This window comes from Streptomyces sp. NPDC002870, from assembly GCF_042888505.1.
GTDB lineage: Bacteria > Actinomycetota > Actinomycetes > Streptomycetales > Streptomycetaceae > Streptomyces.
The window spans coordinates 1-4169 of sequence record NZ_JBIAPW010000079.1 but is presented as its reverse complement, the minus strand read 5'-3'; the positions used below and the strand labels follow the sequence as shown (position 1 = coordinate 4169).

The 4169-nt window shown below is 68.4% G+C and carries 2 protein-coding genes; both read left to right on the top strand.

All coding sequences use genetic code 11. The features are described 5' to 3' along the window. Positions 1 to 1017, top strand: a 1017-nt coding sequence (locus tag ACFYWY_RS38040) for a KR domain-containing protein (protein ID WP_389196058.1), incomplete at its 5' end; no start/stop codon positions are given. A 42-nt stretch (positions 1018 to 1059) separates the two neighbouring features. Beyond that, on the top strand, positions 1060 to 4169 hold a 3110-nt coding region (locus ACFYWY_RS38035; protein ID WP_389196054.1), incomplete at its 3' end, for a type I polyketide synthase.

Below are 4169 nucleotides of genomic sequence, written 5' to 3'. Positions count from 1 at the left end.
GCGGATGCGGCGGTGTATCTGGATGAGTTGACGCGTGGGCTGGATCTGGCGGCGTTCGTGGTGTTCTCGTCGGTGGCGGGGACCTTCGGCAGCGCGGGTCAGGCCAACTACGCGGCGGCGAACGCCTTCTTGGACGCTCTGGCGTCTCGACGTGCTGGATCGGGGCTTCCTGCGACGTCACTGGCGTGGGGTGCCTGGGCTCCGGGTGCGGGTATGACGGGCGAGCTGACCGAAGCCGACATGCAACGCATGGCACGCGGCGGCATGATCCCGCTCACACCGGAACAGGGCCTCGGCCTGCTCGACACCGCGACGAGCCTGGCCGGTTCGCTGCTGATGCCGATGAACCTCGATACGGCGCCACTGCGCGCACACCCCGAGGCCGTACCGCCGCTGTTGCGCAATCTGGTCAGGGCACCCGCCCGTCGCACCACCGCATCGTCCGTTGCGACGGCGAGCAGGGAGACACAGCAGGATCTCGCGGAGCGGCTGGGCGCGCTGCCCTCGGCGGACCGCGAACAGTACCTGATCGACCTGGTCTGCACACAGGTGGCCGTCGTCCTCGGACACGGGTCGGCCGAGGACATCGAACCCGACCAGGCGTTCAAGGAGCTCGGCTTCGACTCATTGACGGCGGTGGAACTCCGTAACCACCTCAACGCGGCAACCAAGCTCAGGCTGCCCGCCACCCTCGTCTTCGACTACCCGACACCGCTCGCCCTGGTCCGCCATGTCCTGGACGAGATCGAACTGCCCGAGACATCGGGTGCACAGCCGATCCTCGGCGAGCTGACCCGGCTGGAGGCCGCGATGGCCGGCTCCACGGTCGGGGACGAGGAACGGGCCGAGATCACCGACCGGCTGCGCGAGCTGATGACGCAATGGCAGGGCAACGGCCAGGCGGAGCGAGGGGCGGATCCGTACACGGAGAGCGATGACGACGACGGCGAACTGGAGTCGGCCTCGACGGCCGGCGAACTGTTCGACCTCATCGACAAGGAATTGGGAACGTCGTGACCGGACGCGGGGAACCGCTCGGCTTGGCTCGAGGATGTGACGTTGGTGGCTGCTGACGACGAGAAGTACGTGGAGTACCTCAAGCGGGTGACGGCCGAGCTTCGGCAGACTCGCCGCCAGCTCCGCGAAGTCGAGACCAGGGACCAGGAGCCCATCGCCATTGTCGCGATGAGCTGCCGCTATCCCGGAGGCGTGCGTTCTCCGGAAGACTTGTGGCAGTTGGTCGCAGAAGGCGGAGACGCCGTCTCCGAGTTCCCGGTCGACCGTGGATGGGATGTCGATGCGGCCTACGACCCGGATCCGGAGCCCGACCCGGGCAAGCCGGGCTCGATGTATGTACGCGAAGGCGGCTTCCTGCACGACGCGGGGTACTTCGACCCGGCGTTCTTCGGAATGAGCCCGCGGGAGGCCCTGGCCACTGATCCGCAGCAACGCCTGCTGCTCGAAGTGGCCTGGGAGGCGTTCGAACGGGCGGGCATCGATCCGACGTCGGTGCGCGGCACCAGCGGCGGGGTGTTCGTGGGTGCCGCGACCTCGGGATACGGCGTCGGCGTGGCCGAGCTCCCCGAAGGCGTACAAGGGCTCCTCCTCGCGGGCAACGCCACATCCGTGGCCTCCGGCCGTGTCGCCTACACCCTCGGTCTGGAGGGCCCGGCCGTCACGGTCGACACGGCGTGCTCATCGTCGCTGGTCGCGCTGCACTGGGCATGCCATGCTCTGCGCCGCGGCGAATGCGATCTCGCACTGGCCGGCGGGGTCGCGGTCATGTGCACCCCGGCGATGTTCTTCGAGTTCAGCAAGCAGCGCGGCCTTGCGGCTGACGGCCGTTGTAAGCCGTTTTCCGACGATGCGGACGGCACCGGTTGGTCGGAGGGTGCCGGGATGCTGCTCGTCGAGCGGCTGTCCGACGCGCGGAAGAACGGCCATCCGGTGCTCGCCGTCGTCAGGGGCACGGCCATCAACTCCGACGGTGCGTCGAACGGCCTGACCGCCCCCAACGGCCCCTCGCAGCAGCGGGTCATCCGGGCCGCGCTCTCCCAGGCAGGGCTTTCACCGGCCGAGGTCGACGCTGTCGACGCCCACGGGACGGGCACTTCTCTGGGCGACCCGATCGAGGCGCAGGCTCTCCTGGCCACGTACGGAAAGGAGCGGGCAGGCAACGAGCCGCTGCGGCTCGGCTCGCTCAAGTCGAACATCGGCCACACCCAGTCGGCAGCCGGGGTCGGCAGCATCATCAAGATGGTCATGGCCATGCGCCATGAGACCCTGCCCCGGACCCTGCATGTCTCAGGACCCTCCCGGCACATCGACTGGACGGCCGGGGATGTGAGGGTGCTGACCGAGGCGATTCCGTGGGAAGCGGATGAACATCCGCGCCGGGCGGGGGTCTCGTCCTTCGGCATCAGCGGGACCAACGCACACGCGATCATCGAGCAGGCGGCACAGGCAGCTGAGGATTTCGCGGAATCGCAGGGAGAGGGCGAGTCCGCACGGGCTTTGCCCCTCGTTCCGTGGGTGGTCTCGGCCCGCAGCGAGGCGGCGCTGCGCGCACAGGCATCGCAACTGCTGGCGCGGGTCAGTGACGACGAGTTGGACCTGATCGATGTCGGCTACTCCCTGACCAGCACGCGGACGGCGTTCGAACACCGGGCAGTGGTGCTCGCTAACGACAGGGCTGCTGCGCTGCGCGGCCTGGAGGAACTGGCTGCCCAGGGTGCTCGTGGGGCCGCCGGCGCCGGCGTCGTGCAGGGGCGCACCATGCGGGGTGGCACCGCCTTCCTGTTCACGGGACAGGGCGCCCAGCGTGCCGGAATGGGACGGGAGCTGTACGAGGCGTTCCCGGTGTTCGCCGAGGCCTTCGACGAGGTGTGCGCGCTCCTCGACACAGAGCTGGAACGGCCGCTTCGGGATGTCGTGTTCGGTGATGACGCGGATGCGTTGAGTCGGACGGGTTTTACGCAGCCTGCGCTGTTCGCGGTGGAAGTGGCGCTCTACCGGCTGGTCGAGTCCTGGGGCGTCAAGCCCAAGTATCTGGTGGGACATTCGATCGGTGAGCTGGCGGCCGCGCATGTGGCGGGGGTGTGGTCGCTGGAGGATGCGTGTCGTCTGGTGGCGGCGCGTGGCCGGTTGATGCAGGCGCTCCCCGAAGGCGGGGCGATGATCGCGCTCCAGGCCGAAGAGGACGAGGTGCTGCCGCTGTTGAAGGGGCACGAGCAGCGGGTGAGCATCGCCGCCGTGAACGGTCCTTCGGCAACTGTCGTCGCCGGAGAGGAGCCCGCTGTCGCGGAGATCGCCGCGAAGTTCGAGGAGCAGGGGCGGAAGGCGAAGCGGCTGCGGGTGAGCCATGCCTTCCACTCGCCGCTGATGAAACCGATGCTTGCGGAGTTCCGTGCCGTAGCGGAGAGCATGACGTTTCAGCAGCCGCGCATTCCCATGATCTCGAACGTGACTGGCGAGCCGGCCACGGATCTGACCACCGCCGACTACTGGGTGCGACATGTCCGCGAAGCTGTTCGTTTCGCCGACGGCGTGCGCTGGCTCGCGGGTCACGGCGTGACCCGGTTCCTGGAACTGGGACCGGGGGGAACGCTGACGGCCATGGCCCAGGCGTGCCTTGCCGATGTCGGTGACGAGGACACGGACCGGGTGTGTGTGGCGGCCTTGCGAGCGGACAGGCCTGAGGCCACCGCCCTGATGTCGGCGGTGGCCGGAGTCTTCGCCTCGGGGGCGCCCATCGACTGGGCGGCGTACTTCGCGGGCACTGGGGCTCGGCGGGTGGATCTGCCGACGTACGCGTTCCAGCGCGAGCGGTTCTGGCTGGAGCCGACGAGCGCCGGAGTCCAGGCGAGTGAGCGGTCGATGGTGGATGGTTGGCGTTATCGGGTTGAGTGGAAGCCGTTGGTTGGGGCTGGGGTTGCCCGGTTGGGTGGGCGTTGGCTTTGTGTGGTTCCGGCGGAAACGGACTGGGTTTCTTCGGTGGTGGATGGGCTGGTCTCTCGGGGGTGTGTACCGGTTCGGGTTGAGTGCGGTCCTGGTGTGGATCGGGCTGTGCTGGCAGAGCAGTTCGCCGGGCTGGGGGATGAGCCGGTTGCTGGTGTGCTGTTGCTGGGTGCCGTGGATGTGGTGGATACGGCTGTTGTGGTGCAGGCGTT